Genomic DNA, 3,248 nt, shown 5'->3' on the forward strand with positions numbered 1-3,248 from the left:
GGCGTTGGTGGTGGACGGGGTGGGGGTGTCGTTCGGGGAGTTGGATGCGCGGGCGAACCGGTTGGCGCGGTATTTGGTGGGTCAGGGGGTGGGTGCGGAGTCGGTGGTGGGTCTGTGCCTGCCACGGGGTGTGGAGACGGTGGTGGGGATTTTGGGGGTGTGGAAGGCGGGGGCGGCGTATCTGCCGGTGGATCCGGGGCAGCCGGTGGAGCGGATCGCGTTCATGTTGCGGGACAGCCGTGCGGTGTTGGCGTTGACGACGGAGGAGTTGCTGGACGAGCTGCCGGCGGGTCGGGTGCGTCTGGTGGCGGTGGACAGTGCGTTGGTGCGGATGCAGCTGGCCGGGATGGCGGCGACTGCGCCGGGTGTGCGGGTGTCGGCGGACGGGCTGGCCTACGTCATCTACACGTCGGGGTCAACGGGGCGTCCGAAGGGTGTGGGGGTGACGCACGGGGCGTTGGCGAACTACGTGGGGTCGGTGCCGTCGAGGGTGGGGTTCGGCGCTGAGGGCGGCAGGTATGCGTTGTTGCAGGCGCAGGCGACGGACCTGGGGAACACGGTGCTGTTCGCGAGTCTGGCGACCGGTGGTGAGCTGCACATCCTCCCTGAGGAGGCGGTGACGGATCCGGTGGCGGTGGCGGCGTACTTTGCGGAGCACCGGATCGACTTCGTGAAGGTGGTTCCCTCGCACCTGGCGGCGCTGGCGGCGGTGGCCGGACCGGGGAGTGTGCTGCCCGCGGCGTCGTTGGTACTCGGCGGAGAGGCCGCCCCGGCCGCGCTGGTGGAGGGTCTGCTGGAGGCGGCCGGCGAGCGTGGGGTGTTCAACCACTATGGGCCGACGGAGGCGACGATTGGTGTTGCGACGACTCGTCTGACGGCGGAGTCGGTGGCGTCCGGTGTGGTGCCGGTGGGTCGTCCGGTCGGGAACACGCGGTTGTTCGTGCTGGACGGGTTCCTGCAGCCGGTGGCGCCGGGTGTGGTGGGTGAGTTGTATGTCGCGGGTGTGCAGTTGGCGCGTGGCTATGTGGGGCGTCCTGGGTTGACGGCGGAGCGGTTCGTGGCCTGCCCGTTCTCCGCCTCGGGTGGGCGGATGTACCGGACAGGTGACCGGGCGCGTTGGACGGCGGACGGCAGTGTGGTGGTGCTGGGGCGTGCGGACGATCAGGTGAAGGTGCGGGGTTTCCGGATCGAGCCGGGCGAGGTGGAGGCGGTGCTGGCCGCCCATCCGGGCGTGGCGCAGGCCGCGGTCGTCGCCCGCGAGGACGTGCCGGGGGACCGCCGCCTGGTCGGCTACGTTGTCGCCGCCGACGAGGCAGCCGACGAAGTCGCGGCAGCTGTGCGCGACTTCGCCGTCTCCAGGCTTCCGGAGCACATGGTGCCGTCGGCGGTGGTGGTGCTGGACGCGCTGCCGCTGACGGGCAACGGCAAGCTGGACCGCAGGGCTCTGCCGGCGCCGGACTTCGCCGCGGTGGCGGGTGCCGGCCGGGGTCCGGTGTCGGTGCAGGAGGAGATCCTGTGCGCCGCGTTCGCGCAGGTCCTGGGCCTGGAACACGTCGGCGTCGACGACGACTTCTTCGCTCTGGGCGGGCACTCCCTGCTGGCGGTCTCGTTGGTGGAGCTCCTGCGGGCGCGCGGGATGGCGGTCTCGGTACGGGCGTTGTTCCAGACCTCGACTCCGGCCGGCCTCGCTGCCGAGACGGGCCCGGGGCAGGTGAGCGTGCCCCCGAACGCGATTCCGGCCGGCACGGAGGTCATCACGCCGGACATGTTGCCGCTGGTCGAACTGAACACGGCCGAGATCGCGAAGGTCGTGGCTGCTGTGCCGGGTGGCGCGGCGAACATCGCGGACGTCTACCCGCTCGCCCCGCTCCAGGAGGGGATCTTCTTCCACCACCTGTTGCAGGCCGGACGCGGGGGCGCGACGGACGTGTATGCCGAGCCGATGGTGCTCGGGTTCGACAGCCGCCAACGGCTCGACGCGGTCCTCGCCGCCCTCCAGCAGGTGGTGGACCGGCACGACATCTACCGCACGGCCGTCGTCTGGGAGGGCCTGCGCGAGCCCGTCCAGGTGGTGGCACGGAACGCGACGCTCCCGGTGGAAGAACTGGAACTCGATCCGCACGGGGCCGACCCCGTCGAGCAGTTGCTGACCGCCGCCGGCGGCTGGATGGACCTGGACCGCGCGCCGCTGATCCGGGTGCACATCGCGGCTTCGCCCGACAACGGGCAGTGGCTGGCGCTCTTGCGCATCCACCACCTGGTCCGGGACGACGCCACCACGGATGCGCTGCTGAAGGGCGTACGGGCGTTCCTGTCCGGGCGCGGAGACTCGCTGCCCGCGCCCCTGCCGTTCCGCGACTTCGTGGCCCAGGCCCGGTTGGGGGTGCCGCGCGAGGAGCACGAGCGCTACTTCGCCGACCTCCTCGGCGACGTCACCGAACCCACCGCCCCGTACGGGCTGCTCGACGTGCACGGCGACGGCAGCGGAGCCGTGCAGGCACGGGCCGACATCGACGCCGAACTCGCCGAACGGGTCCGGGAAGTGTCCCGCCGGTTGGGCGTGAGTCCGGCGACGGTCTTCCATGTGGCGTGGGCGCGGGTGCTGGCAGCGGTCAGCGGTCGGAACGACGTGGTGTTCGGCACGGTGCTGTTCGGCCGCATGAACGCCGGCACCGGGGCCGACCGCGTCCATGGCCCCTTCATCAACACGCTGCCGTTGCGCGTACGCGTCGATGAGCTCGGAGCAGCCGAGGCGGTCTCCGCGCTGCGGCACCAGCTCGGCGAGCTGCTGGTGCACGAGCACGCGCCGCTCTCGGTGGCGCAGCAGGCCAGCGGTGTCCCGGGCGGCAGCCCGCTGTTCACCGCGCTGTTCAACTACCGGAACGGCCGACTCGCCGGGGGGACATCCGGATCGGACCTCGGCGTCGGCCTGGACGGCGTGCGACTTCGGTACGCCCGGGGCCGTACCAACTATCCGTTGGTGGTGAACGTGGACGACGACGGGACCGGTTTCGGCCTGAGCGTCGACGCTGTCGCCCCGGCCGATGCGGAGCAGGTGTGTGGGTTGCTGAGGACAGCGGTTGCGGGTCTGACGTCGGTGTTGGAGGAGTCGCCGGAGTCGCGGTTGGGTGCGGTGGATGTGGTGGGTGGGGTTGAGCGGGAGCGGTTGTTGGTGGGGTGGCAGGTGCCGGCGGTGGAGGGGCCGGTGGGGATGTCGGGGACGTTGGTGGGGTTGTTCGAGGCGCGGG

General features: G+C 71.5%; 1 protein-coding gene. It reads left to right on the plus strand.

Translation table 11 applies throughout. From position 1 onward, the window contains the following. On the plus strand, positions 1–3,248 hold a 3,248-nt coding region (locus J5Y04_RS41040; RefSeq protein WP_209417653.1), incomplete at both ends, for a non-ribosomal peptide synthetase.

Source organism: Kitasatospora sp. RG8, from assembly GCF_017813315.1.
Taxonomy (GTDB): Bacteria; Actinomycetota; Actinomycetes; order Streptomycetales; family Streptomycetaceae; genus Kitasatospora.